This is a genomic window from uncultured Dysosmobacter sp. (genome assembly GCF_947631165.1).
Lineage (GTDB): Bacteria > Bacillota > Clostridia > Oscillospirales > Oscillospiraceae > Oscillibacter.
Genome location: NZ_CANRKH010000024.1, coordinates 19,520 through 41,735 on the forward strand (window position 1 = coordinate 19,520; position 22,216 = coordinate 41,735).

The 22,216-nt window shown below is 57.8% G+C and carries 33 protein-coding genes and 1 pseudogene; 25 read left to right on the forward strand and 9 right to left on the reverse strand.

The window, feature by feature from the left end; genetic code table 11:
- The first annotated feature begins 7 nt into the window (after positions 1-7).
- From Q0Z69_RS11610 to Q0Z69_RS11680, 15 genes are all read left to right on the forward strand, one after another.
- The gene (locus Q0Z69_RS11610) at positions 8-352 is read left to right on the forward strand and encodes a hypothetical protein (protein WP_298033623.1); all 345 of its coding nucleotides are present in this window, start codon (positions 8-10) and stop codon (positions 350-352) included.
- A 35-nt stretch (positions 353-387) separates the two neighbouring features.
- Positions 388-1,419 carry a phage major capsid protein gene (locus tag Q0Z69_RS11615; protein WP_298033626.1) on the forward strand — a complete coding sequence of 344 codons (1,032 nt, stop codon included), beginning with the start codon at positions 388-390 and terminating at the stop codon, positions 1,417-1,419.
- A gap of 69 nt (positions 1,420-1,488) precedes the next feature.
- Entirely contained in the window at positions 1,489-1,845 is a 357-nt protein-coding gene (locus Q0Z69_RS11620; protein WP_298033629.1) for a hypothetical protein, read from the forward strand.
- Positions 1,842-2,153: a hypothetical protein gene (locus Q0Z69_RS11625; protein ID WP_298033632.1), complete on the forward strand. Its 312-nt coding sequence runs from the start codon at positions 1,842-1,844 to the stop codon at positions 2,151-2,153. Before Q0Z69_RS11620 ends, Q0Z69_RS11625 begins: the two co-directional genes overlap by 4 nt.
- Positions 2,150-2,644, forward strand: coding sequence for a hypothetical protein (locus Q0Z69_RS11630; RefSeq protein ID WP_298033635.1), 495 nt, complete (start codon positions 2,150-2,152; stop codon positions 2,642-2,644). Before Q0Z69_RS11625 ends, Q0Z69_RS11630 begins: the two co-directional genes overlap by 4 nt.
- A complete protein-coding gene (locus Q0Z69_RS11635; RefSeq protein ID WP_298033638.1) occupies positions 2,641-3,702 on the forward strand; it encodes a phage tail sheath C-terminal domain-containing protein in 1,062 nt (353 codons plus the stop codon). Before Q0Z69_RS11630 ends, Q0Z69_RS11635 begins: the two co-directional genes overlap by 4 nt.
- 12 nt (positions 3,703-3,714) lie before the next feature.
- Positions 3,715-4,104 carry a hypothetical protein gene (locus Q0Z69_RS11640; RefSeq protein WP_298033640.1) on the forward strand — a complete coding sequence of 130 codons (390 nt, stop codon included), beginning with the start codon at positions 3,715-3,717 and terminating at the stop codon, positions 4,102-4,104.
- Entirely contained in the window at positions 4,101-4,406 is a 306-nt protein-coding gene (locus Q0Z69_RS11645) for a hypothetical protein (RefSeq protein WP_298033642.1), read from the forward strand. The genes Q0Z69_RS11640 and Q0Z69_RS11645 overlap by 4 nt, the downstream gene beginning before the upstream one ends.
- Positions 4,407-4,409: 3 nt before the next feature.
- A complete protein-coding gene (locus Q0Z69_RS11650; RefSeq protein ID WP_298033645.1) occupies positions 4,410-4,922 on the forward strand; it encodes a hypothetical protein in 513 nt (170 codons plus the stop codon).
- A 157-nt stretch (positions 4,923-5,079) separates the two neighbouring features.
- Entirely contained in the window at positions 5,080-5,757 is a 678-nt protein-coding gene (safA, locus tag Q0Z69_RS11655; protein ID WP_298033648.1) for a SafA/ExsA family spore coat assembly protein, read from the forward strand.
- The gene (locus Q0Z69_RS11660) at positions 5,754-6,701 is read left to right on the forward strand and encodes a hypothetical protein (RefSeq protein ID WP_298033651.1); all 948 of its coding nucleotides are present in this window, start codon (positions 5,754-5,756) and stop codon (positions 6,699-6,701) included. Before safA ends, Q0Z69_RS11660 begins: the two co-directional genes overlap by 4 nt.
- A 1-nt stretch (position 6,702) precedes the next feature.
- Positions 6,703-7,107, forward strand: a complete 405-nt coding sequence (locus tag Q0Z69_RS11665; RefSeq protein ID WP_298033654.1) for a hypothetical protein — start codon at positions 6,703-6,705, stop codon at positions 7,105-7,107.
- Complete coding sequence (locus Q0Z69_RS11670) at positions 7,107-7,457, forward strand: hypothetical protein (protein WP_298033656.1); 351 nt, start codon at positions 7,107-7,109, stop codon at positions 7,455-7,457. The genes Q0Z69_RS11665 and Q0Z69_RS11670 overlap by 1 nt, the downstream gene beginning before the upstream one ends.
- A 12-nt stretch (positions 7,458-7,469) precedes the next feature.
- Positions 7,470-8,528 carry a baseplate J/gp47 family protein gene (locus Q0Z69_RS11675; protein ID WP_298033658.1) on the forward strand — a complete coding sequence of 353 codons (1,059 nt, stop codon included), beginning with the start codon at positions 7,470-7,472 and terminating at the stop codon, positions 8,526-8,528.
- Between the two features lies 1 nt (position 8,529).
- Entirely contained in the window at positions 8,530-9,102 is a 573-nt protein-coding gene (locus Q0Z69_RS11680; protein WP_298033660.1) for a hypothetical protein, read from the forward strand.
- Between the two features lie 385 nt (positions 9,103-9,487).
- On the opposite strand, the gene Q0Z69_RS11685 is transcribed toward Q0Z69_RS11680, so the two are convergent.
- Positions 9,488-9,826, reverse strand: a complete 339-nt coding sequence (locus Q0Z69_RS11685) for a hypothetical protein (protein ID WP_298033663.1) — start codon at positions 9,824-9,826, stop codon at positions 9,488-9,490.
- Between the two features lie 46 nt (positions 9,827-9,872).
- Here Q0Z69_RS11685 and Q0Z69_RS11690 point away from each other — a divergent pair, with 46 nt between their 5' ends.
- From Q0Z69_RS11690 to Q0Z69_RS11700, 3 genes are all read left to right on the forward strand, one after another.
- Positions 9,873-10,796 (forward strand): hypothetical protein, encoded by a 924-nt coding sequence (locus tag Q0Z69_RS11690; protein ID WP_298033665.1) that lies wholly within the window; start codon positions 9,873-9,875, stop codon positions 10,794-10,796.
- Positions 10,797-10,971: 175 nt separating this feature from the next.
- Entirely contained in the window at positions 10,972-11,589 is a 618-nt protein-coding gene (locus Q0Z69_RS11695) for a class D sortase (protein ID WP_298033667.1), read from the forward strand.
- A 360-nt stretch (positions 11,590-11,949) separates the two neighbouring features.
- A complete protein-coding gene (locus Q0Z69_RS11700; protein WP_298033668.1) occupies positions 11,950-12,591 on the forward strand; it encodes a CAP domain-containing protein in 642 nt (213 codons plus the stop codon).
- 194 nt (positions 12,592-12,785) lie between these two features.
- Here Q0Z69_RS11700 and Q0Z69_RS11705 read toward each other — a convergent pair whose 3' ends face one another.
- From Q0Z69_RS11705 to Q0Z69_RS11720, 4 genes are all read right to left on the reverse strand, one after another.
- A complete protein-coding gene (locus Q0Z69_RS11705) occupies positions 12,786-14,267 on the reverse strand; it encodes a PepSY domain-containing protein (protein WP_298033671.1) in 1,482 nt (493 codons plus the stop codon).
- Positions 14,264-14,788 (reverse strand): RNA polymerase sigma factor, encoded by a 525-nt coding sequence (locus tag Q0Z69_RS11710; protein ID WP_298033674.1) that lies wholly within the window; start codon positions 14,786-14,788, stop codon positions 14,264-14,266. Before Q0Z69_RS11710 ends, Q0Z69_RS11705 begins: the two co-directional genes overlap by 4 nt.
- A gap of 103 nt (positions 14,789-14,891) precedes the next feature.
- Positions 14,892-15,062 carry a hypothetical protein gene (locus Q0Z69_RS11715; RefSeq protein WP_298033677.1) on the reverse strand — a complete coding sequence of 57 codons (171 nt, stop codon included), beginning with the start codon at positions 15,060-15,062 and terminating at the stop codon, positions 14,892-14,894.
- A gap of 78 nt (positions 15,063-15,140) precedes the next feature.
- The gene (locus tag Q0Z69_RS11720; protein ID WP_298033703.1) at positions 15,141-15,722 is read right to left on the reverse strand and encodes an SOS response-associated peptidase; all 582 of its coding nucleotides are present in this window, start codon (positions 15,720-15,722) and stop codon (positions 15,141-15,143) included.
- A 153-nt stretch (positions 15,723-15,875) separates the two neighbouring features.
- Between Q0Z69_RS11720 and dinB the strand changes: the two genes are divergently transcribed.
- Both dinB and Q0Z69_RS11730 read left to right on the forward strand, forming a co-directional pair.
- Positions 15,876-17,126 carry a DNA polymerase IV gene (gene dinB, locus Q0Z69_RS11725; RefSeq protein WP_298033679.1) on the forward strand — a complete coding sequence of 417 codons (1,251 nt, stop codon included), beginning with the start codon at positions 15,876-15,878 and terminating at the stop codon, positions 17,124-17,126.
- 2 nt (positions 17,127-17,128) lie between these two features.
- Positions 17,129-17,374: a hypothetical protein gene (locus Q0Z69_RS11730; RefSeq protein WP_298033680.1), complete on the forward strand. Its 246-nt coding sequence runs from the start codon at positions 17,129-17,131 to the stop codon at positions 17,372-17,374.
- Positions 17,375-17,460: 86 nt separating this feature from the next.
- On the opposite strand, the gene Q0Z69_RS11735 is transcribed toward Q0Z69_RS11730, so the two are convergent.
- Both Q0Z69_RS11735 and Q0Z69_RS11740 read right to left on the reverse strand, forming a co-directional pair.
- Complete coding sequence (locus Q0Z69_RS11735; RefSeq protein WP_298033682.1) at positions 17,461-17,913, reverse strand: DUF4143 domain-containing protein; 453 nt, start codon at positions 17,911-17,913, stop codon at positions 17,461-17,463.
- A 182-nt stretch (positions 17,914-18,095) separates the two neighbouring features.
- The gene (locus tag Q0Z69_RS11740; RefSeq protein ID WP_298033685.1) at positions 18,096-18,377 is read right to left on the reverse strand and encodes a hypothetical protein; all 282 of its coding nucleotides are present in this window, start codon (positions 18,375-18,377) and stop codon (positions 18,096-18,098) included.
- A 1-nt stretch (position 18,378) separates the two neighbouring features.
- Here Q0Z69_RS11740 and Q0Z69_RS11745 point away from each other — a divergent pair, with 1 nt between their 5' ends.
- The 3 genes from Q0Z69_RS11745 (at position 18,379) to Q0Z69_RS11755 (ending at position 19,968) form a co-directional block, all read left to right on the forward strand.
- Positions 18,379-18,693: a hypothetical protein gene (locus tag Q0Z69_RS11745; protein ID WP_298033687.1), complete on the forward strand. Its 315-nt coding sequence runs from the start codon at positions 18,379-18,381 to the stop codon at positions 18,691-18,693.
- A gap of 274 nt (positions 18,694-18,967) precedes the next feature.
- Entirely contained in the window at positions 18,968-19,261 is a 294-nt protein-coding gene (locus tag Q0Z69_RS11750; protein ID WP_298033690.1) for a hypothetical protein, read from the forward strand.
- Entirely contained in the window at positions 19,258-19,968 is a 711-nt protein-coding gene (locus Q0Z69_RS11755; protein WP_298033693.1) for a DUF6744 family protein, read from the forward strand. The genes Q0Z69_RS11750 and Q0Z69_RS11755 overlap by 4 nt, the downstream gene beginning before the upstream one ends.
- Before the next feature lie 63 nt (positions 19,969-20,031).
- Here the strand turns inward: Q0Z69_RS11755 and Q0Z69_RS11760 are convergent, their stop codons facing one another.
- On the reverse strand, positions 20,032-20,280 hold the full coding sequence (locus tag Q0Z69_RS11760; protein WP_298033696.1) for a helix-turn-helix domain-containing protein: 249 nt from the start codon (positions 20,278-20,280) through the stop codon (positions 20,032-20,034).
- A gap of 133 nt (positions 20,281-20,413) precedes the next feature.
- On the opposite strand from Q0Z69_RS11760, the gene Q0Z69_RS11765 reads away from it, so the two are divergent.
- On the forward strand, positions 20,414-20,971 hold the full coding sequence (locus Q0Z69_RS11765; RefSeq protein WP_298033698.1) for an SLOG family protein: 558 nt from the start codon (positions 20,414-20,416) through the stop codon (positions 20,969-20,971).
- A 666-nt stretch (positions 20,972-21,637) separates the two neighbouring features.
- Positions 21,638-21,823, forward strand: a complete 186-nt coding sequence (locus tag Q0Z69_RS11770) for a hypothetical protein (RefSeq protein ID WP_298033701.1) — start codon at positions 21,638-21,640, stop codon at positions 21,821-21,823.
- Positions 21,824-21,982: 159 nt separating this feature from the next.
- On the opposite strand, the pseudogene Q0Z69_RS11775 reads toward Q0Z69_RS11770, so the two are convergent.
- Positions 21,983-22,216, reverse strand: a pseudogene (locus Q0Z69_RS11775) (hypothetical protein); the annotation flags it as partial.

A 22,216-nucleotide genomic window follows, 5' to 3' on the forward strand; every position in this document is an offset into this window, starting at 1 on the left:
GACAAAGATGAAGGTTTCTTACGAGGGGATCGGCCAGTGGGCGGCGACCTTTGCCTGCAGTCAGACGGCCGAAGGCCAAATGGTGAAGGTCAGCGGCAGCGGCGTGGTGAGCGGCTGCGCCGCCGGTGACAGCTTCTGCGGGCAGGTGCTGTCCGTAGGCAGGGATGGCATCGCCTGCGCCGTGGCGCTGGGCGGCATGGTGACCGCCGGATATACCGGCACGGCGCCCGCGGTGGGCTGGAGCGGACTGTCCGCCAATGGCCAGGGCGGCGTACAGGCGGACGCCGCCGGACGGACCTATCTGGTGGTGGATGTGGACGAGAGCGGCGGCACTGTGACCTTTGCGCTGTGACACAGGGCCGGAAAGAATTGTGAGGAGGAGAAAAGGTGGCATATCATTTTGAGACCGTCAAGCTGGAGAAGGGCATGTATGGCCGCAGCGGCCGCACCTTTGCCCAGACGCTGGAGGAGCTGGATCCCAGCGAGCACTACAAGGGGACAGCCCTGGAGGGGCTGGATGCCTTCCAGCGTCAGCTGAAGCGATTTGACATCAGGGTGAAGGGACCGGGCAGCGACATGGTGGAGAAGTTCTTCCATACCACGGATTCTGCCGTGCTGTTCCCGGAGTTCGTGTCCCGGGTGGTTCGCCAGGGCATGGAGGAGGGCAGCATCCTGCCGGAGATCACCGCTACGGTGACTCGATTCGACGGCATGGACTACCGCTCTATCGCTTCAGTGCCCGGCGAGGACAAGAAGCGGCTGCTGCGGGTCGAGGAGGGCGCCGAGATCCCCCAGACCACTATTCAGACCCAGGAAAACCTGGTGCGCCTGCACAAGCGGGGCCGCATGCTGGTGGCTTCCTATGAGGCCATCCGCTTTCAGCGGCTGGATCTGTTTTCCGTGACGCTGCGGCAGATCGGCGCGTACATTGGCCGGATGCATCTGGAGGACGCGGTGAAGGTGATCCAGGACGGTGACGGCAACGACAACGCCGCGGTGAAGTATGCGATAGGGACCAAGCCCATCTCCGGCACCAAGGGCGCGCTGAGCTATGAGGCGCTGCTGGACTTCTGGAGCCAGTTTGACCCCTATTCAATGAACACCCTGCTGGTGAGCGGCGACATGATGCTGGCCATGCTGAAGCTGCCGGAATTCCAGAATCCCTTGACGGGGCTGAATTTCCAAGGTACCGGCGCGCTGAGCAATCCCCTGGGCGCCAAGCTGCTGCGCACCAGCGCCCTGGGTGCGGGCACCATCATCGGCCTGGATAAGAATTACGCGCTGGAGCAGATCTGCGGCAGCGAGATCGCCGTGGAGTATGACAAGCTGATCGACCGCCAGCTGGAGCGGGCGGCCATCACCTCCATCTCCGGCTTTGCCAAGCTGTTCCCGGAGGCCAGCAAGGTGCTGACGGTGTGACGGCGGTCCACATGAGCGGCGGGGCGGAAAGCCCCGCCGCCGGAGAAAAGGCGGAGAGGAGCGGGTGATATGGAGGAGCGTATCCAGATCCTGGCGCGAGCTATCGCCGGGGAACAGGCGGACGAGACGCTGCTGGGAACGCTGTGCGCACTGGCGGCGGAGCGGTGGCGACTGCGGCTGCGGCAGGGAGTGACGGCGGAGGACTGCGGCGACGCTTTTTGCTGCGCGGCGGCCTATACTGCGGCGGCAGATCTGGCGGTGGGCTGCGGGGTACAGGACGTGGAGTCCTTTACGGCGGGACAGGTGTCCGTCCGGCTGCGGGAAACGTCCGCAGGAACAGGATTGGCCCTGCGGCAGGCGGCGGAGCGGCTGATGGCCCCCTATGTGGAGGCTGGAGATATCAGCCTGCGAGGCGTGCGGGGATGAAGAAATGGATCGAGGCCGTGCTGGAGCGGTACGGCCAGACGGTGACGCTGGAGCGGCAGCAGCGGACGGCGCAGGCGTTTTTGCAGCCGGTGACTGTGCAGAATGAGCGGACGGCGGAGGACTTTCCTGGGATCGGATGGCTGGATGGGCGGCTGTGGCTGTATCTGGGCACGGCGGAGCTGGAGACAGGGGACACGCTGGCGTGGAACGGCATGAGGTTTCGGGTCCGGAGCTGCCGGGCCTGGGCTATCGGTGGGACAGTGCTGTACTGGTGGGCGTCCCTGGAGCGGGAAAAGGAGACGGCATGAAGGAATTGACGCAGGTGCGGGACGCGGTGACTACCGCTCTGGCAGCAGCCGGGCTTCCGGCGCTGGCGGCCTTTCCCGACCAGCGGGCCGAGCGGTATCCCGGCGCGGTGGCGGCGGTGAGCGTGGGCGCGGCGGAGGGCAGGGCCGTGGGATTCTGCGATTATCTGGGAGAGGTCTATGACGAGGCGGCCGGGATCTGGCGGGAGGTATACGGCAAGCAGCTGGAGGGCGATATCAGCCTGGAGATCCGGGCGGGGCGGGCTGCAGACTGCGAAACGGGCTGTGAGACGGCCTCCGCCGTGCTGCTGAGCGGCCTGCCCAGCGGCATCCGGCCTGGGGAGCTGCGCTGGGAGGCCATTGCCTGGGAGAAAAGCACCGGGATGTTTCTGCGGCGGGGCGCGCTGCGGTGTCAGGCGGTGTTCACTGCCCAGACAGGTGAGGACGGCGAGACCTTTTTGGACTTTATTTTGAAAGGAGTCATCCGAAATTGAACGAGAGCAAGCATGAGAGACCGGGGGTCTACTCGTCCTATGACGCGTCGGCGGTGGTGTCCGCCGGACAGGGCGGCAGGACCGTGGGCGTGGCGGCCAAGGCGGTCCGGGGTACAGTGGGCGAGGCGGTGACGCTGACCGGATATGCCGCCGGTGCAGCAATCTTCGGCGAGGACACCACACAGGGAATGAGCACGATCCTGCGGCTGCTGTTTGCCAACGGAGCGTCCACAGTGGTGGCGGTCCGGGTTGCAGAGGAAGGCGGACTGACGGATTACCAGGCGGCTTTTGAAGCCCTGGGGAAAAAGGACATGCAGGTGGTGGTGTGCGACAGTGCGGACCTGACGGTACAGCAGGCGCTGAGAACGGCGGTGGAGACAGCTTCCGCCGCCCGCAGAGAACGCATCGCCGTGGTGGGGGGCAACAGCGATTCTGCTGCCCAGCTGGTGGAGCGAGCCAAGGCCCTGAACAGCGAGCGGATGGTGCTGGTGGGACCTGACGGACTGGATGCGGCGGGAGAAGCTTTGCCGGGCGTGTTCACGGCGGCGGCTGTGGCGGGAGTCATCGCCGCCGGACGGGATCCGGCGGTCCCGCTGAACGGCGCGGAGCTTTTGGGATTGGGCGGCCTGCGGGAGGACTACGGCGACAACGACGTGGATCTGCTGGTACGGGGCGGCGTGACGCCCCTGGAGAGCGTGGGAGGCGTGATCTCCCCGGTGCGGGGCATTACCACCCGGACCATGACCGGCGGCGCAGCGGATACCACCTGGCGGGAGCTGACCACCATCCTCATCGTGGACGACATCATCCCGGCGGTGCGGACAGCCCTGAGGAGCAAATTCGCCAGGGCGAAAAACACTGCCCGCGGGCGCAGTGCCATCCGCTCTCAGGTGATCGTGGAGCTGGAGAAGAAGCTGGCGGCGGAGATCATCGACGGCTACGGCGACGTGACGGTGCGGGCCTCTGACGACGACCCCACGGTGTGCCTGGTGGAGTTCGGCTTTGCAGTGGCCCATGGACTGAACCAGATCTATCTGACCGTGCATATCACGGTTTAACAGGAGGGGCTTATGGAAGCGAGAGGATTTCCCACCAGCGCGGATATCTATCTGGAGCTGGAGGGCAAAAAGGTGGCGGTGGTCCAGAGCTATACGGCCAGGGCCAGCAAGTCCTCCAGAAGCGTGGAGGCCTTTGGAGAGAGCGAGCCGGTGGCCACTATCGAGGGACAGAAGCAGTATACCCTGGAGCTGACCAGACTGTACGCCACCGAGGAGGCGGCGTCCGATGGCATCAACTTCTACGATTTGCAGGATTTTTCCCTGGTGATCTGCAAGCCGGACAGGAAGATCATTTACAGCGGCTGCCAGTGGAGCGCAATCCAGGAAGAAGGCCATCTGAACGCCATGGTGGCGGAAAAGGTGACGGTGGTGGCTGCCAAGCGCATTGAGACCACGGCATGAGAGCGATCGAAGAGCTGCGGCCCCTGACCGCCGGACGGCTGCTGACCCTTTGGCGCGAAGCCAGGGAGGCGGGCGAGGACGCGCTGGAGCGGACGCTCCGATGCAACGGAGCGGTGCTGGCGGAGACCTGCTTTTTTCAGGGAGCGCCGGTGTTTGAGAACGGGGAACAGGTGCTGGAGGAGCTGACGGGCATGGAGATGGAAGGATTGCTGCGGCGGCTGGCGGCGGGGGGGCAGCCTCCCGCTGCCGGGGAAAATCCGGCCTTTGACGAAGCCCGGTTCGACACGCTGCGGAAGGAGTAAAGGGTGGATTACGCATGGGAGGAGCTGCTGCGGCAGCACAGAGCCTTGGCGGCGCTGATGATCGGCGGGCGCGGAGAAGAGCCGGAGGAGACGGCGGAAGTTGGCGGACACGGCGGCACGGATCGGGCAGAGGCTCCGAGACCAGCGGAGATCGGTGGGGCGGCCTGGGACCGGCCGGAGGATGAAGCGCTGTCCTTGGCTCCGACGGATACCACCGCGCGCCCCTGGCGGGAGATGGCGCACCGGCGGCAAGCCGCCGGTACAGAGGCGAAAGGGACAGAACGCACGATGGAAGTCCGGGAACGGCAGAAGCGCAGCCGCGGCGCCGACGGCGCGGGGACTGTCCGGCAGGCGGCGGTCCTAGGCAGAGAGACGGGGGCCGTACCCGCCCGGACAGCGGCGGAGCCGGCAGTCTTTCTGGCGTCCCATGGGGACGGCGCTGTCAGCGCACAGGCGGTCTCCAGAGCCTTTCAAAGGGATGCCCGGCGGTATGATGGCGGATTTACCCTGTACTGAGGCGCGGCGGAGCGCCATCAGCGGAAGCGGAGCGCTTCCGGTATAGTCAGCGCAGTTGAAAAAGGGCTTTTGCTCCTTTTCAACCGGCGGACCAATGGTCCGCCGGCGCGCAAGGCGCGGATGCGTTTCCTATGAAGTCAGGCACAGAGGACCGCATATGCAGCATGCAGCGCTGCACAGCAGCGTTGCAGGGAAAAGAATCCAGAGGATTCTTTTCAACTGTGCCGACGATGAAACCAGTGAGAAAGGGGGCGTGGGCGTGCAGCTGGCGCCTATGCGATTTAAGGAGTACACCTGGCCCCACAACCCGGAGGTGTATACGGTGGAGTACCGGCGGCGGATGGCGGCCCATCAGGTGCCTTTTGGCCGGTGTGTGCTGCAGGATCTGGGCGGGACCTACCGGGTCCTGCGGGGCGAGGGCGAATTTGTGGGCAAAGACGCCTATGAGGAGTTCCGGCGGCTGGCAGCGGTGTTTCGGGAGACGGGACCGGGGGTATTGATCCATCCGGTGTGGCAGGCGGAGCGGGTCTATTTCGTCTCTTTGCAGGTGACGGAGGAGCCGGCGCCGGACTATGTGCGCTACAGCTTTGAGTTCTGGGAGGATTGGGACGGCTACGCGGGAGGATTGACGGAGAGCGACGACGGACGGGGAAGCCAGACCGGGGACCGGACGGAGAGCGCGAAAGAGATGGAGGTCTATACGGTGAAGAAGGGAGATACCCTGTGGGGCGTCGCCAAACGGTATGGCGTGACGTTAACGGCGCTGATCGCAGCGAATCCGCAGATCAAGAACCCGAATCTGATCTATCCGGGCAACAGGGTGAATATTCCATGACGGGACGGATCTATACCAGCGAGCATCAGGTCTTTGACCTGCCGGAGCCGGTGGAGTGGCAAGTCATCCACACGGGAACGGTGCCCTGCGACAGCTATGCCATGACCGTTCTGTACCAGCCGGACATGAGGCCAGTGCTGGAGCGGGCGGCAGGCTTTGCCGCCATTTGGGAGGGAGAGACCGTGCTGCGGGGGACCGTGGACGAGTACACGGTGGAGCTGGGGACGGAGGGCCTGACAGCGACCATCAGCGGACGGGGATATGCCGCCCGGCTGCTGGACAACGAGACCCGGCCCGTCACCTATCAGGACGCGACCCTGGCGGAGATCATAAGGTGCCATGTGACGCCTTACGGCATCGCCTGCCAGGAGGTGGCTGACGTGCGTGCAGGGAACGTGTTCACTGCCGCCGCCGGCATCAGCCAGTGGAAGGTGCTGGACGGCTTCTGCCGGACCTATGGCGGCTTTTCGCCCCGGTTCTCCCGCACCGGAAAGCTGATCGCGGCGCCGGAGCGGGCGTCCGGCACCTATCTGACCATCGGGGACGAAGATCCGGTGCTGGCCTGTACGCTGCGGGAGGACCATTATGGCGTGCTGACGGAGGCGTTGGTCATCGACAAGACCCGAAACGTGTCCTACTCGGTGAAAAACAGGGATATGATCGCCAAGGGCGGCCAGTGCCGCCGGGTGATCTACACGCCGGGACAGAGCACATGGGCGGCGATGCGGTATACCGGGGAATATCAGATCCAAAGGTCCAGAGAGGATGAAAAGATAGTGACGTTGACTCTGCCGGGAAGCTTTCCGGCTTTTCCAGGCGACCGGGTATCTCTGGAGCTGCGCCGCATGGGGCTGCGGGGCATGTTCCGGGTCGCGGAGGAGGAGAGCGTGTTTTCTCAGCGGGGAGGCGCCACGGCCACGCTGACGTTGAAGGAGAGTGTATAGCATGTGGGTATCCAAGCAGATGAAGCCCGCTGTTCCTACGGCGGACGCGGATCTGGGCGTGACCACCATTGCCGGGGACAGCGTGGGCGTGGTGACCCGGGGCGAGGTGCGGGCGCTGCCGGTATATGGTCCCGGCGGCTATGTGTGGCTGCCGGAAAACGGCGCGGCGGTGCTGGTCATCAAAGGCGGTCCCGGCGGCGAGGAGCAGTGCGTCAGCGGTATGAAGCAGCGGGAGATCCCCCGGGGCATGGAGCCGGGGGAGGTCTTTCTGTACGGCCCGGGAGAGAACAGCGTCTATTTGAAACGGGACGGGACCATCCAGCTTCGGGGGACGGTGGATATCCAGGGTGCGCTGATCGTGAATGGGCTGTATTATGAGCCTTGCGACTGCGGAGGAGGCGTTTGATGGAACTGGAGCTGCGGAATGGGGATTATGTGCCTGACGGTGTGGGCGGCCTGCAGAGCGCCGGCGGCCGGGAGGCTTTGCTGCGGCGGGTCCTGTTTCGCCTCACCGCCCGGCGGGGGAGCTTTCCCTTTTGGGAGACTCTGGGCAGCCGCTTGTGGCAGCTGGGACAGGTCGTCCCAGCGGAGCGGCAGGCGGCGGCCAAGCAGTATGTGGCGGAAGCGCTGGCGGAGGAGACGGGACTGACGGTGGAACAGGTGGAGCTGGCGGAATCTGCCGGCAGCGCGGTGCTGACGGCATCGCTCATCTATGAGGAAAAACCGATGGCCGTGACGCTGGAGCTTTCAATGTGAGGGGGACAACGGTTGAGAAGTATCGAGGAGATCTATCAGACCATGCTGGGGGCCTTTGCGGAGCGGGCCGGCTTTCTGCCGGAAACGGGCTGCGACCTGGCGGTACGGCTTTGGGCAGCGGCGGCGGAGATCCAGGCGTTGGGCATCCAGGCAGACTGGGTCCTGGACCAAAGCTTTCCGCAGACGGCCCAGGGCGTTTATCTGGATTACCATGGAACCATGCGGGGCCTGACCAGGACCCCGGCGGCTAAGGCGGTGGGAACGCTGCGCTTCACTGTGGAGACGGCGCCGGCGATGGACCAGACTATTCCGGCTGGGACGGTGTGCATGACAGCGGAGGAGACCCGGTTCCAGACCACTGAGAGCGTGGTGCTGGCCACTGGCAGCCTGTTTGCTGAAGCTCCAGCGGAGGCAGTGGAGGCGGGCAGCGGCGGCAATGTGGTGCCGGGAACAGTGACGATCCTGACAGGCTGTCCTGTGGCGGTGACCGGCTGCGTCAATCCTGGGGCCTTTTCCGGAGGGCGGGACGCAGAGGATGACGCGGCCTTTCGCAAGCGCATCCTGGAGAGCTATCAGCGGCTGCCCAACGGAGCAAACGCCGCCTGGTATGAGCAGACGGCCATGGAATATCCCGGTGTGGCGGCGGCCCGGGCGGTGGGCCGGGCCCGAGGTATCGGCACCGTGGACGTTTACATTGCGGCTGAAAACGGCCTGCCGGCGGCGGAAACGCTGACGGGACTTCAAGCGGAGCTGCAGGAGAAGCGGGAGATCGCTGTGGATGTGGAGGTGAAAGCTCCCGGCGTGCAGGCAGTGGATGTGGAGGTAGCGGTGGCGGTGAAGCCCGGCGCCGACGCCGGTCGGGTCCTGGCGCTGGCAGAGGGGACCCTCACCAATTTCTTCAGCGGACGGCTGTTGGGCAAGCCGGTGCGGCTGGCGGAGCTGGGCAGCCGCATATACGCGCTGGAGGGCGTGGAGAATTACCGTTTTTTCTCTCCCGCGGCGGACCTGGCGGCGAGCGACACGGTGCTGCCGGTATTGGGACGGCTGCAGGTGACGGAGATGGAGGCGTGAGATGTACGAAGGATATCTGCGGGACCTGCTGGCACCGCTGGGCGTCTATGATCTGAGCGCAGGCTCCATCAGCGGTGCGGAACTTCACGCCCTGGGCGCGGGACTGGACCAGGTCAGCCAACAGCTGGAACTGACGGAGCGGGAGGCGCTCACTGCCACAGCGGAGCATGAGGGCCTGGACCGCAGGGAGGCGCTGTTTGCCCGCCGCCCGGCGGCCGTCACGGCGACGGAGCGGCGGGCGGCTATCGCGGCCCTTTTGCAGATCGATGGAGACAGCCTGACACCAAAGGCTATTGACCGGACCATCCGGGGCTGCGGCATCAAGGCTCGCGCGCTGGAGCTGGGCAATGGCATGCTGCGGGTGATCTTCCCAGAGGTGGCGGGAGTTCCGGAGGAGTTCGGGCAGATCGAAAAGATCATCTTGGATATCCTGCCGTGCCATCTGGAGGTAGAATTTTTCTTCCGATACCTGACTTGGGCGGAGTGCGAGAAGGCTGCGTATACATGGGCGGATATCGAGTCGGCGGGACACACCTGGGAGAGCTTCCAACTGGCTCTGCCGCCAGAGGAATGAGCAGAAGGGCCCGGAGGATGATATCCTCCGGGCCTTCTGGATTAGTAGAGGGACTCGTTGAAGTGGTTTGTTTTATCAGGCGCAAAAGAGAACAAGGACCAAAAGGAAGAGACAGGCTATGCCTGCCTCTTCCTTTTATAGCAAGACGAGATAAATCTTTTCCTCGCATCCTCCGTCCTATCCGACTGCGGATCCAGCGAAGCAGATCGCAGCCGCCGGCTCAGAAATTCCCTGTTCGGCTGAGAAGTCTCGCCACAGGTGGAGATTCGTGCTAAACAGGGAATTTCTGAGCTGGCGCTGTGCGATAAAAGGCTTTTGGCTGTGCGCTTTTGCGCCGTAAATGGTTCAGCTATTCAAGCCGTCAGTTGACGCTACACTGTTTTTCTCAAGTTCTCACAGTAAAACGTGTAAGCTCTTCCACACAGGAGCGGCCCCAGATTTTCAGCAAAACTGTCATAGGTTTTTCAAGAACCGCTTCATCGACTTCGGTAAGATACGTAGCAATATCTGAATAGGACTGAATCCTGTCATCGTTTTCAAACCGGGCGAAAACTTTAGTATATGTCGTGTCAAACAGCGTGAGTATATTGTTGCAGCCCACCTTTTTCAACCCCGTATTTGCCTGCGCGATTCGTTGGATTCCACGCATGGCGCAGCAGAAGTAGAATTCAAAATCAGGGAGGAATCGAAATGAAGATGGTATTGGAACTTGCTGCCGCTGCATCGGCGGTCTCCGTCGAGCGCATTGGTTGGAAAGGGGTGAAATCAAAATGAAGATAAAGAGACTGATCCTCTGTCCGGCGCTGGCTCTGCTCCTCTCTGTCAACGCCTTCTCTTTGGAGGTTCCTACCAGAACAGTTGTCCAGAACCTGAACGGAAGTCAGCAGGTCGTTAAGACCTACACCGTTTCTCCAGAAACAGATCCGCAGGAACTGGTCGAAAAGCCGTTTGAACTGGAAGGTTATCTGTATACCTTCGCGGATATCGTGAAAGAAGAAAACCATGCAAAGGAGATCAAGCGGCAGACAGAGACGGTCACAGTGGAGACGGCGAAAAATGATTTATCAGATATTCTGGAAAAACTGTCTCCCACCATGTCATATGACGATGGAACCTTCAAGGGGACTCTGGCGCTGGATCACACCAGCATCCACACGGAGGCCGCCGGATATGCCAGCAGAAGCTCCACACTATCAGAAACCAAGGTCATTGGACCGGTGGACCGCAACGATATGTCCTATGTTCCTGCCACCACCGTCAAAAAAGGCATCACACTGGACCTTGCACATGTGGATTGGCAGGTCATTGGTACCGATCTGGTGGGTGAGACTCTGGCACCATCCTCTTATCAGGCTGTGGTCACTTATACAGGAAAGTCCTATTACAGTGCGGCTACCGGTTACATTACCACAGCGGAGTATATGGGTGAGATTACCCGGGACGATGTGGAGAGCGTTACTTACACGCTGACCTGCCTGGGCGAAGAAGCCGACGGCGAAAAGTGGGGCGCAGCGTTTCGATCCGGCGGGATCATTTCAGCGGTCCTGCCTTACGTACTGGCTGCGGCAGGCCTGGCAGTGATTGTGATCCTTGCGGTTTTCCTGATGCGCTCCCGGAGACAGCTCGAACAGCTTCAAACGGAACAGGAGCAGTCGGCGGGTCATTACGACGAAGAGGAGGAACAAGAAGAATGAGAAACATAAAAGGACTGCTTTCCTTGGCCCTGACGGCTGCGGCAATTACCATGCTGCCAGTCAGCGCCCATGCGTTATGCTACTCATTTGAAACAGATGAATTGACGGATTATTATCCCTCTACCGCCTACGAAGGGTCTACGGATCCCAATATCGCTATGGCGGTCCCAACGTGGTGGATTATCAGATCCCGGAACTCATCTACGGCTCTTTTTCTAAGACACAGGCAGGAATCATGGAAAAAGCCGTGCTGCCGGGGCTGCAACAGAGCGCGGTTTCATCCACCGGCGGTGCGGGGTACGGTATCACCAGTGAGGGTGGATTCTATATATCAGCACCAGAACTGCAAACGCCATCCTTGCCGGTTTCCAAGCCTGCGCATACCAGCGTCGAAGATATGGAGCGCAAGGACGGCAGTATCGGTACCGTGAAGATTCCATCTTTGGGTATCAATATGAAGGTCTGGGAAGGGGAGACCAATACAAGCATGTCCAAGGGCCTGGGGCATTACAGTTCGACATCTGCCTGGGATGGAAATGTGGGAATCTGCGGCCATAACCGGGGTGCGAAATATGTGATCGGTTCCATCAAGAATCTTGATAAGGGCGATACCATTACATATACCATCGTTTATGGCACACGGACCTATGCGGTTGCAAGGGTCAAAACAATTTCCAGCTCTGACTGGAGCTATCTTCAGGCGACATTGGACAACCGCATCACATTAACAACATGCCTCGCCAATCAGCCGGATAAACGGATCTGCGTCCAGGCGGTCGGGAAATGCGGTTGAATCCATTGGCAGCAACGGTTTGCAGTATTTTACAATGTCCAGATATTTTAGCGCCGTGTGGAAATCAAATAATCCTTTGGCAGTGGATTGATCCTGTATTATGCCCAAGATACTCCGGAGATCATAAGATCATATTTTAACAGAAGGAAGGGCTCGGTATAATACAGCAATTTGACCACAGGAAAAAGGATGACAGTGTTAAAATCCGAATGGATATCGCCGTTGACCTTCCTGTGGAAACAGCAGAACAAGTTGAGCGGCTGGGCATTTATGAATTTGAGCAATGTACCTATGATGAAATCAGCCGTCAGATGACCGCAAGTGTGATGACCACACTATACCGAAAGGGGGCGTAATTCCATGAAGAAAGCTTTGAAGAAACGTGGGGTGAAAACAGCATTGACCTTCTGCACAGGCATGGCTCTCGGCGCAGCTTTATTAGGCGGCGCCGCTGCCGCGGGGGTCGCGGCCTCGCCCACCTGGCAGCCCATCTATGTGGACGGCCGGCAGGTACAGATGAAGGCCTACAACATCAACGGCAATAATTTCGTCAAGCTTTGGGATATCGGCAAGGAAGTGGGCTTCAATGTGTACTGGCAGGACGGCGTCCGGGTCGACAGCACCGCGGACTACGCCGGGGAACCGCCCGTGGAAGCCGCTTCGGAGTTGGGGGCTGCAGTTGGTGATCTGGAGGCTGTCCGCCAGGAGATGATCCAGCGGATCAATCAAGTGCGCCGTGAGAATGGCGTGGACGAGCTGGCCGTCAACGAGGCGCTGATGGAGGCGGCGCAGGTCTGCGCTGATCAAGGCTTCAGAAAGCACAACTTCCAATATGAATGTGAGACCGTACTGGCCTGCGGGTATCCATATGGCTTTAACTCTAACCTCGCATGGTTTTCCGGTGCTTCCAAGTTGAATGCCATTGCACAAACAACGGTTTCCAGCTGGCTCTTCTGCCGGAGAAACAAGAAAAAGACCCGGAGGATGTTGAGGTGGGGGTAGCTTTAATGTTTCTCTATAAATTATCAGGCGCATTTTTAGGCCATTTCACATGAGAGCAGCTAGCAAAAACCGGCCACATCCACAATTACAGTGGATATAGCCGATTTTTGCTTGATCAATTTAGCCAAGCCTGTTCAGATGGTATTTACCAGGCTTCCGGGGACCGTTTGCGTCTGCTGCCGCAGCGGCGCCTCTCAATCATCCCAATCCTTTTCGTGCTCCAGCACCGCGCCAGTTGCGGCGTCGATAGTATACTCATATTCATAGCCGCCGGATTTGAATTCCACCTCATACTCCAGACGTCCGTCGTCCCAGTCCTGCTCCACCTCCAAATGGGTTATCTGGCTCTCTGCGATCCCGGCATGGGCCAGGGCCGCCGCCTTGGCCGCATCCTGTCCGATATCAGTGGTGCCGCCGCTGGAAGGATCGGGCTGCCGGAGCTTCTCTGTTTCATATTTTAGAATCGTGCCATTTGCCGCGTCAATGGTGTACTCATACTCTGTGCTGCCGTAAATAAACTCCAACTCATACTCTGTCCGGCCATCATCCCAATCCTTCTGTACTTTCAGCCAGGTGACATTGTTCTCCGCCGCACCGGCATGGGCCAGGGCCGCCGCCTTGGCCGCGTCCTGTCCGATGTCAGTGACAACAGGCTGGGGCGGCACGGGCAAGCTGCCGGAAGGCGTGGGGGAAAGCGTCTCCAGCACATCGGCTGTGCCGCTGAGCACCTCGCCGGTAAACGCATCCACTTTATAATCGTACTCCCTGCCGCTGATGATCAGCTCCACCTCATAATGGGGCAGAGCATCGTCCAGATCTGAATCCACCTCTTTGAGCACATCGGCGTTTTGCGTCAGCGTCCCGGCGTAGTTTCTGGCATTTGATACGGCAGCTTCTCTGCCGATAGGCATTCCCGGCGCGCCGATCTCCATGAGGTCCCGTAATTCCTCGACCGAGAGCTTTGCCAACTCCTCAAATTTCAGAGAACGGTTTAGGGCAATGACCTGATTGACCAGGGCCGCCTTTCCGCTGGAGATATTGTTGGCCCGGGCCTGAGCGTCCAAACCGGCGTTCATAGCCATATTCTGGCTGTACACCGCCGCCTGGCTGGAGGAGGTTTGCAGGATACCGTCCACAGTGGCAGTGATTTGCTGCTGAAGCTGGGCCGCCCGGCTGGTATTGTTGTCCTCCACTGAGATCAGGATGGCCGAGGAGAGACTGTCCAGATATCCATGCCGCACCAGAGCGCCCACGATGGCATTTACCGCCACATCCAGCTTGGTGCCCTCCAGATCCTGTCCGCCGTCCATATCCGAGAGAACAGTGGCGGCGTCCTCATTGCGGGCGGTGCAGGAGAGGACCTTTTCATTCTGATTCACCTGTAGTTCGATGCTTGGATTCACGTCCAGAGAGATGATGCTGGCCACGGACCAGTTGGCCCGGTACCACATGCCGCCTCCGGTTCCCGCGCCCAACAGCGCCAGGGTCAGGCAGGCCGCAATCAGTCCGCGCGGCCAGGATCTCTTTTTCTTCTCGCAGGTATTGGCTGTCATGTTTGTCATATGGATCACATTCCTCTTTTCCGTCCCGCGGCGGGAGAGAACATCTCCAAAATCATCGGGCGCGGTGTGTTCCAGCGCATCCTGCAGCTTCTGTTCCAGGTCCCGATCCGTCATTGGCTTTTCTCTCCTTCCAACTGAATTCTCATCTTTTTCAGCGCGCGGTGATATTTTGACAGGACGGTGGGAAGAGGCATCTCCAGCAGGGCGGCGATCTCCCGGTGCTTCAGCCCAGAGGACGCGTGCAGCAGTACGATCTGCCGTTCCGCATCCCCCAATATGGCCAAAGCCTCCTGGAGCACAGCTCGATCCTCGGCCGTAACGGCGGAAGCTCCGGCGGGGATCGCTTCCCACTCCGCCTCGGTGAGCTCCTTGAAACGAACGGACTGTCTAAGCCGCGTCCTGGCCAAGTTCCGGGCAATGGTCAGGATCCAAGCCATGGGGGAGCCCTGGCTTCTGTAGCTCCCTGCGGCTTCCCAGACCTTTACAAAGGTATCCTGGGTGACATCCTGGGCATCGTGGGCGCTTTTCAAAATGGAGAGCGCCAAACCGTATACCGCTCCCCGGGTTTTCCCATACAGCGCCCCAAGGGCTTCCGTATCGCCCAAGGCCACTCGTTCCAGTAACTGTTCCAACATTTCCTGCTCCGGTCCGCTATGTTTTATTGTTTCGATTGCAGCTGTCAGCATCTCCACGAACTCCTGTCAATTAAGGAATGTGCGGGAAGCGAATTTTATTGCATCATCTTTCCCAAAATTTTGATCGCCCATAGGCACGTGCGATTTCAGCATGGTCTGATACAGAACCGGGAGGAAGTGTATTGGTTCCTCTGATACATTTCGGAAAAATATGTTCAGCTTCACTGAATTCAGCTTTGCTGTCGTCTGCGCCGGTATAAATGCATAGGCCCATAGAAAATCCTCCTGCTAAGTGCTATAAACATAGTCGATGTTTTGCAAAGTTTTTCAAGCAAGCTGATGCCTGTGCCTTTTACCACAGCCGAAGCTGTGCGTCAGCAGCGGCCTTATCAAGCTGCGGCGGCTGAAGGTGGAGTATATCAGCGGCGGCCAGGGGATCGTTCAACCAAGAGGTGATCTGCTCCCTGCGAAGCACCAGCGGCATCCGATGGTGGACTGCCTCCATGGATTCATTGGCCGCTGTGGTCAGAACGCAGTAACAGGGCTTGCCGCCCCGCAGGTCATACAGCCCCGCCATATAGAGTGCGTCCTGGCCCGGCAGGGTAAAAAGGAACTTCCGCTTGTCCCGGTCCCATTCATAGAAGCCGGTGGTGGGGACAACACAGCGGCGGGATACTACGCTGCCGCGGAACATGGGCTTTTCCGCCGCGGTCTCCGCTCTGGCGTTGATGACCAGGGAGCCGGGCGTCTGGTAGCCCCAGCTTTGCAGCTCCGGGTATATTTTCCCATCAGAGGAAAGAAGTACAGGAGCCAGAGCGGTGGGCCGGATCTCCCCCGGTTTCCAAGCATTGGCACCGCACCGACGCTCCACTTCGTGTACGATTTGCAGAATTTCGGCGCACTGGTCTGCGATGAACTGGTAGCGGCCGCACATCTTAGTCACCCTCCTTGTGATGGCGTTCCTATAGTGATCAAATATAGTATAGCATATTTGACAAAAAGAAACGAGGCGGATAGCCCCCAGGAATAAATTTCCACTTGACTGATGAGAACATATGTTCTAGTATGCGGGTGAGGAGGTGTGACGATGGAACGCCATATCTTGCACTGTGACTTCAACGCCTTTTACGCCTCTGTGGAGGCCCAACGGCGCCCGGAATTGAGAAACAAGCCGCTGGCTGTCTGCGGGAGCCAGGAGGAGCGGCACGGGATCGTGCTGACCGCCAACTATATCGCAAAGCCCCGCGGCGTGAAAACCGGCATGGCCATCTGGCAGGCGAAGCAGTATTGCCCGGATCTAGTGGTGCTGCCGCCGGATATGGGTGAGTATATCCGCATCAGCAAACTGGCCCGGGAGATTTACGAGGACTACACGGATCAGATCGAGCCTTTCGGCCTGGATGAAAACTGGCTGGACGTGACGGGCAGCGTGGGGCTGTATGGCTCACCCATGGCGATTGCCAGGGAGATCAGCCGGCGGGTCAAGTTTGAGCTGGGCATCACGCTGAGTATCGGCGTGGCCGACAACAAGATCACAGCCAAGCTGGGCAGCGACTACAGGAAACCGGACGCCATAACCCAAATCGGGAAGGACAACTATCAGGAACTCGTTTACCCGCTGCCAGTGGAAGACCTTTTGTATGTGGGACCGGCCACCTCGAAAAAGCTGCGCGCCATCGGGATCAGCACCATCGGACGGCTGGCGGAGTGCCCAGTAGAGGTGTTGACCCGCTGTCTGGGGAAAATGGGAGCCGTCCTGCACATGTTCGCCAATGGCAGGGACATTTCCCCCGTGCAGAAATCAGACCATATCCCCAATGTGAAGTCCGTGGGCAACAGCGCCACCACACCCAGAGACTTGATTTGCGACGATGATGTTAAGCTGATGCTGCTCCTGCTGGCGGAGAGCGTGGCCGCCCGGATGCGGGAGCTGGCGTCACGGTGTACGGTGGTGGAGGTGTCTGTCCGGGACACGGTGCTTCACACCTTTACCCGGCAGCGAAAGCTCCAGGTCCCCACCTGCTCCAGCACGGAGATCGCCCAGACCGCCTTTGAGCTGTTCCGGGCACACTATCATTGGGGGCTTCCCGTCCGCAGCATCGGCGTCCGGAGTGCGGGGCTGGTGGAGGCGGACAGCGGCGTGCAGCTGTCCCTTTACGAAAGCGATGTTAAGCGGAACAAATGGGAGCAGATCGACCGGGCGGTGGACACGCTGCGGCAGCGGCATGGCTACATGAGCGTCCAGCGGGCGCTGATGCTCACTGATCCGCAGTTGGGGCGGATCAATCCCAAGGACGGCCACACCGTCCATCCAGTAGGCTATTTTGGAGGATCATGAGGATGGAAGAGCGGAAAAAACAATATGTGCCGGTAGTGGTACGCTTCGACACCGCAGGGAAAATGCGGCCCGTTCTCATTGAGTTCGATGAGGAACACAAGTACCCAGTAGATAAGATTCTGGATGTGCGCCGGGCCGCCTGTCAGAGCGTGGGCGGCGTAGGTGACCGTTATACCTGCCGCATCCAGGGAAAAGAGTCCTATCTGTGGTTTGAGAAGGGCCGCTGGTTCGTGGCGGCGAAGCGGTAGCCGCTGGCTCAGGGCAGCTGGCTCAAATCAACTTTATAGATCAGGTCCTTTGGCGCTTCGTCTGGCTTCAAGAACATAATCTGATATCAAGGCAAGTAGATCACGCCATTCTCCAGCTCGGTATTGCCCTTGCAGAACACATAGGATCTCTGGATATTCCACGCTTCCACCCTGCGGATTTTATTCAGTGCTGAGTGCTTTTTGCAGTCGTTTCCGGACTTGACTTCCACCAATTCGATGCGAAGGCCATTTTGCACAACGAAATCAAGTTCGCCGTATTTCTTGGCGTCAAAGTAGTGCAGCTGGAGGCCGTTGCTTTTAAGTTGCTGTGCGATCACGTTCTCCAGGATGCTGCCCATGTTGATTTCCAAATCTCCCTGCAAGATCCCAAACTGGATATTTTCCAGGCAAGCTGCACACAAAAGGCCTGCATCCCCCATGAACAGCTTGAACAGACTGTGTTTTTCATTGAGCTGAAGTGGGGCCTCCGGCGAGGATACATTGTAGCAGGCAGCGCAACTCCCGCATTGAAGAGCCATGCAAAGCTGTTGGAGTATCGCAGCTGGCGGCCATTCGCATCCAGATCATGGAGAATGAACCTGCGGTTTTTGTTGTTGAGCTGGGCGGGAATACTGTCAAAAATGGCCTGAATTTTCGGCTTGTCGCTGCCTGCGGCATATTGGGCGATATCCAAACGGTACAGTTCCAAAATGTCATCCTGTCAGGCAATCACTTTGCCGATATCATGGGTATCAGCATAGGTCTGCACCACATCCGGCATACCGCCTACGACAATATAGCTGCAAAACAGTTTGAGCATGGTGTCGTGGACCGATGGGGACGCAGGCTTCAAATGTTCGCAGCAATCTTTTAGATATGAGATTGTCGAGGGCTGAACGCCATTGGCCCAGAGGTATTCCTCAAAGTCCATAGGATACATGCGGTAGGTTTCTTCAAATCCCACAGGATAGGAACGGACCTTCTCCCAGCTGAAGATGAACAAGGTGGAGATTTCCCTTTACGATGTGGTAAAGACCACCGGCGAGTGCAGGGATACTTTCAAATTCACCTATGGGGGCCGCCGGTATGACCGGCTCTCCCTCTCGGAAAAGATCTGCGCCGGGATGGAAGTATCCGAGCTGATGAAGCGGCTCACCGGCCGCAATTACCCTGTGTTTGTGGATAACATGGAGTCTATTGACGATCTGGCCAATGTGCGGCCCACCGGGCAGCTCATTATGGCAAAGTGCGTCAAAGGAGCGGAATTGCAGGTACGGCCTGCCGGCCCCATTGTGGGAGCCATGCGGCAGGCTGCCTGAGCAGGGGATGATCCCCTCTGGCCGCAAAGATTTATAACAAAATCCCCATTGTGGACGCGGCCAGACGGTGTGGGCTTGTCCTCGACTCCCGAACGCTCCGGCAAACGGAAGTCGAGGCGAGCTGTCCCTTCTGCGGCGACCACGGTCCGGGGAAATTTCATTTGAGCCTGAACACGGATACCGACCAATACCGCTGCAACCTCTGCAGCGCTCATGGAAACAGCATGTCGCTGTATGCCAGTTCGGTATCAGCAATAAGAGGGCATATCAGGAATTGCTGCGAGAGGGCAAGGTCTACCTGATGCCCCAGCAGCCGGTTCCACAAAAGCAGGAGTGGCAGCCCATTGCCTTGGAACTGCGGCATCAGATGTATACAGATATGCTGGAGCATCTGACGCTGCTGCCAAAGCACCAGGACAACCTTATGGAACGAGGCCTGTCCGAAGAACGCATCGCCCGCAACCAGTATCGCAGTATGCCGGAGACGGAACGGGGGCGGCGGCTTCTCGCCGCCCTGCTCCGGGCGGACTGCCCGGATTCCGCACCAGCTATGGTGAATGGACCGTGAGTGGCCCCAACGGAGTCCTGATCCCCGTCCGGAACAAGGACGAAATGATCCAGGGGCTGAAGATTCGCTTGGACAGTGAAAACGCTCCGGAGCGGAAATACCGCTGGCTCTCCAGCCGGGGAATGCCAAACGGGACCCGCAGCTATTCGTGGGTCCATATTACCGGAAATACGGCTAGCAGGCGTGCCTTTCTGACCGAGGGGCCGCTTAAAGGGGATGTGGCCAGTTTCCTGAGCAACGACGCCCTGCTTGTCAGTATCGGCGGCGTCAACGCTTTGGGCGGCCTGCGAGACGCAATCCAAACGCTGGGCGTCAGAGAGATCGTAGAGGCCATGGACATGGAGGCAATCCGTACCTTGAGCGGCCTCAACCGCAGCGGGACGCCGCTGATGGTCAACAGCTTTTACATCATTGATGATGAAAAACAGCGGGGCAAGATGACGGAGGAATTTTACGCGGCGGTGAAGAAAGAGATCGCCGAGTATCAGGAGCGGGCGGACTACTTCATCCAATCCGGCTGCCAGAGTCCGGCTGTCATGGAACGCTGGGTGTTGAAGATCCAGGGCCTGGAGGAGAAGAAGCGTCACTATGAAAAGGTGCTCCGCCGGGAGCTGGACGGGCTGGATGATGAATTCGCTACCCTGAAGTTCCTCGCACAAGAGCTCCAAGCCAGGTCTCGAAACATTCGATTTCAAAAAGCAGCGTAGATCATCGTAACGCAAAAAGCCGGGGATACCGTGGGCATAGGCCCATGGTATCCCCGGTGATTTTTATTTCTCAAGCCTGAATTTTAAAAGTTGGTATGGTTCCAATTCCAGGACGGTGGCAATACGAAAAAGAAGGTCCAGTGATATCCCATGGCTCATACCAGGTGCTTCCACTGACGCAAGGTGCTGCCTGCTGATCCCGAGGATTTCTGCCAACTGCTCCTGTGAGTATCCCTTTTTCTTTCGATAATATCCAATCGCATAGGATAGATTCTCCATCCACTCGGAGAAGTCAAAGTCCCACTCCAACATGATCACCGCCTTACAGAATTAGTTTATCCGAAGGCAGTAAGAGTTAAAATAATGGCAAAAGCATTATTGACGCCTTATAAGCGTCAATATATAATCTGAATATAATTTTGTCGTGTTTTGTGAGGTATGAACCATGAAGAAATGCTTATCCTGTGCCATTACTGGACATCGACCCACTAGGTTCAAGTGGAAATATAAGGAGAATAATAATGGCTGCAAGCGCCTGAAAAGGAGAATGCAAGAACAGTTTGCTCTCTTATATGATTATGGAGTCCGCAGATTCTATGTTGGAGGGGCCTTGGGGGTAGATATGTGGGCAGGGGAAATTTTGCTTCGTATGAAAGAACAGTCAAAATACGGCGATATTGAACTGGTAGTAGCTCTGCCCTTTGAAGGACACGATACAGCGTGGGATGATCGCAGCAGAAATCGCTTGAAGTTTCTGATCAACCACAGCACTTTGACTGTAACAGTAGGAACAGCGGCAGAACTTCCAGCCGTCTGCTACAAGCGTCGCAATTACTATATGGTAGATCACGCCGATTGCCTGCTGGCCGTGTATGACAATGAACGCTCTATCCGCAGCGGAACCGGTCAAACAGTTCATTATGCAGAGAGCAAGGGAGTTCCTATTATTTTAATTAATCCTGACACAGCCGTGGTATCCTCTGCGAGTACAATTGAACGATAAACCAAAAGCATTTGCTAATTTGCAATTCTTTCAGATTAGCAGATGCTTTTGGTTCTGATTATAGATTTCCTATAAATATTGATAAAGTAAGTAATGTCCTCATCTACAATGCGGATGGTTTTCTGGTCATTGTGTGCAGTGGGAAAAATTTGGATAAAAATGTTTGCCCCCATAGAATTTCATCCCAAAAATAAAGTCAGAACAGCGGATGCCCTGATTATATCAAGGAACTATCTATACTGGTATTACCAACAGGTTCAAAAGGGCAAAGAACAAAAGCCTTACTCTCAACTGCGAGGTATGCCGACAAACATGGTATCCGCATTGTCCGCCGTATGAGTGACGGCGGAACCATTTACACAGACCTGGGCGGTTGGCAATTCTCTTTTATTCAGCACTGAGAGACAACGCAAATCGAATTCCAGCAGTATATTGTCCCAGTGATTGGGGTTCTGAAAGAATTAGGCATCCGGGCAGAATTTAATGGCTGAAATGATCTGACTATTAACGGAAAAAAGTTTTCCGGAAATGCTCAGTATCGACTGGAAGATTGCATTGTTCACCACGGCTCGTTGCTGTTTAAGACAGATATCAAGCAGATGATCGAATCCACTAAAATGCACAAATACAAGGTCTTATCATCCCGTAGATGCGTAACGGCTGGCAATGATCGCCGGCAAATATGGCGGAGGCGTGTTCTGCAACCTGCCGGATGATACCGTGTGCATGTGCAATTACTCCTACCAGCATGAGGATTCCGACTTTGTTGTAGGCGACCATGTAATGCTGATCATACAACGGTATGACGATGTGAAAAAGCAGATGTACGGAAAGATAGTGAGCAAGTGTTAATATGCCTGAAAAAGCCATATCAGCTGCGCGCTGCTAAAGAATGCGACTTTTTCAGGCACAGAAACTACCCCCGCCTCAATAGAGACGGGGGTAGTTTTAATGTTTTGTAACAAAAAATAGAGTGAATGCGTATGGAATGGTCAACAACAAATTTACTATCTAAATGACCTTTGCATACATGGATGTACTGTAATTCTTAATATCACAGGGATTGATAATATGATACGTTTCAACGATTTTAGTGAAGTAGGTATGGATATCCATGCGGTCAATTTCTGTAAAGCCCCGGTCATCCGGCAGCAGTCCCGCTCTCGCATTTTGCCACGGATATTCGCTATGCGTCATTTTCTCAAGAACACCGCCTGAATAACAGCTAAACGCTGAAATGATGGC

Bases quoted from the DNA above. Each gene is read 5' to 3' on its own strand.
- Q0Z69_RS11670 (WP_298033656.1), top strand. From the start codon at position 7,107: ATGGAACTGGAGCTGCGGAATGGGGATTATGTGCCTGACGGTGTGGGC.
- Q0Z69_RS11760 (WP_298033696.1), bottom strand. From the start codon at position 20,280: ATGTTGGAGTGGGACTTTGACTTCTCCGAGTGGATGGAGAATCTATCC.
- Q0Z69_RS11620 (WP_298033629.1), top strand. From the start codon at position 1,489: ATGGAGGAGCGTATCCAGATCCTGGCGCGAGCTATCGCCGGGGAACAG.
- Q0Z69_RS11705 (WP_298033671.1), bottom strand. From the start codon at position 14,267: ATGACGGATCGGGACCTGGAACAGAAGCTGCAGGATGCGCTGGAACAC.
- Q0Z69_RS11685 (WP_298033663.1), bottom strand. From the start codon at position 9,826: ATGCAGCGGCAGCAAGTTCCAATACCATCTTCATTTCGATTCCTCCCT.
- Q0Z69_RS11690 (WP_298033665.1), top strand. From the start codon at position 9,873: ATGAAGATAAAGAGACTGATCCTCTGTCCGGCGCTGGCTCTGCTCCTC.
- Q0Z69_RS11730 (WP_298033680.1), top strand. From the start codon at position 17,129: ATGGAAGAGCGGAAAAAACAATATGTGCCGGTAGTGGTACGCTTCGAC.
- Q0Z69_RS11660 (WP_298033651.1), top strand. From the start codon at position 5,754: ATGACGGGACGGATCTATACCAGCGAGCATCAGGTCTTTGACCTGCCG.
- Q0Z69_RS11735 (WP_298033682.1), bottom strand. From the start codon at position 17,913: ATGGCTCTTCAATGCGGGAGTTGCGCTGCCTGCTACAATGTATCCTCG.
- Q0Z69_RS11625 (WP_298033632.1), top strand. From the start codon at position 1,842: ATGAAGAAATGGATCGAGGCCGTGCTGGAGCGGTACGGCCAGACGGTG.
- Q0Z69_RS11710 (WP_298033674.1), bottom strand. From the start codon at position 14,788: ATGTTGGAACAGTTACTGGAACGAGTGGCCTTGGGCGATACGGAAGCC.
- Q0Z69_RS11610 (WP_298033623.1), top strand. From the start codon at position 8: ATGAAGGTTTCTTACGAGGGGATCGGCCAGTGGGCGGCGACCTTTGCC.
- Q0Z69_RS11765 (WP_298033698.1), top strand. From the start codon at position 20,414: ATGAAGAAATGCTTATCCTGTGCCATTACTGGACATCGACCCACTAGG.
- Q0Z69_RS11645 (WP_298033642.1), top strand. From the start codon at position 4,101: ATGAGAGCGATCGAAGAGCTGCGGCCCCTGACCGCCGGACGGCTGCTG.
- Q0Z69_RS11680 (WP_298033660.1), top strand. From the start codon at position 8,530: ATGTACGAAGGATATCTGCGGGACCTGCTGGCACCGCTGGGCGTCTAT.
- Q0Z69_RS11630 (WP_298033635.1), top strand. From the start codon at position 2,150: ATGAAGGAATTGACGCAGGTGCGGGACGCGGTGACTACCGCTCTGGCA.
- Q0Z69_RS11700 (WP_298033668.1), top strand. From the start codon at position 11,950: ATGAAGAAAGCTTTGAAGAAACGTGGGGTGAAAACAGCATTGACCTTC.
- Q0Z69_RS11770 (WP_298033701.1), top strand. From the start codon at position 21,638: ATGATCGCCGGCAAATATGGCGGAGGCGTGTTCTGCAACCTGCCGGAT.
- safA (WP_298033648.1), top strand. From the start codon at position 5,080: ATGCAGCATGCAGCGCTGCACAGCAGCGTTGCAGGGAAAAGAATCCAG.
- Q0Z69_RS11720 (WP_298033703.1), bottom strand. From the start codon at position 15,722: ATGTGCGGCCGCTACCAGTTCATCGCAGACCAGTGCGCCGAAATTCTG.
- dinB (WP_298033679.1), top strand. From the start codon at position 15,876: ATGGAACGCCATATCTTGCACTGTGACTTCAACGCCTTTTACGCCTCT.
- Q0Z69_RS11715 (WP_298033677.1), bottom strand. From the start codon at position 15,062: ATGGGCCTATGCATTTATACCGGCGCAGACGACAGCAAAGCTGAATTC.
- Q0Z69_RS11640 (WP_298033640.1), top strand. From the start codon at position 3,715: ATGGAAGCGAGAGGATTTCCCACCAGCGCGGATATCTATCTGGAGCTG.
- Q0Z69_RS11665 (WP_298033654.1), top strand. From the start codon at position 6,703: ATGTGGGTATCCAAGCAGATGAAGCCCGCTGTTCCTACGGCGGACGCG.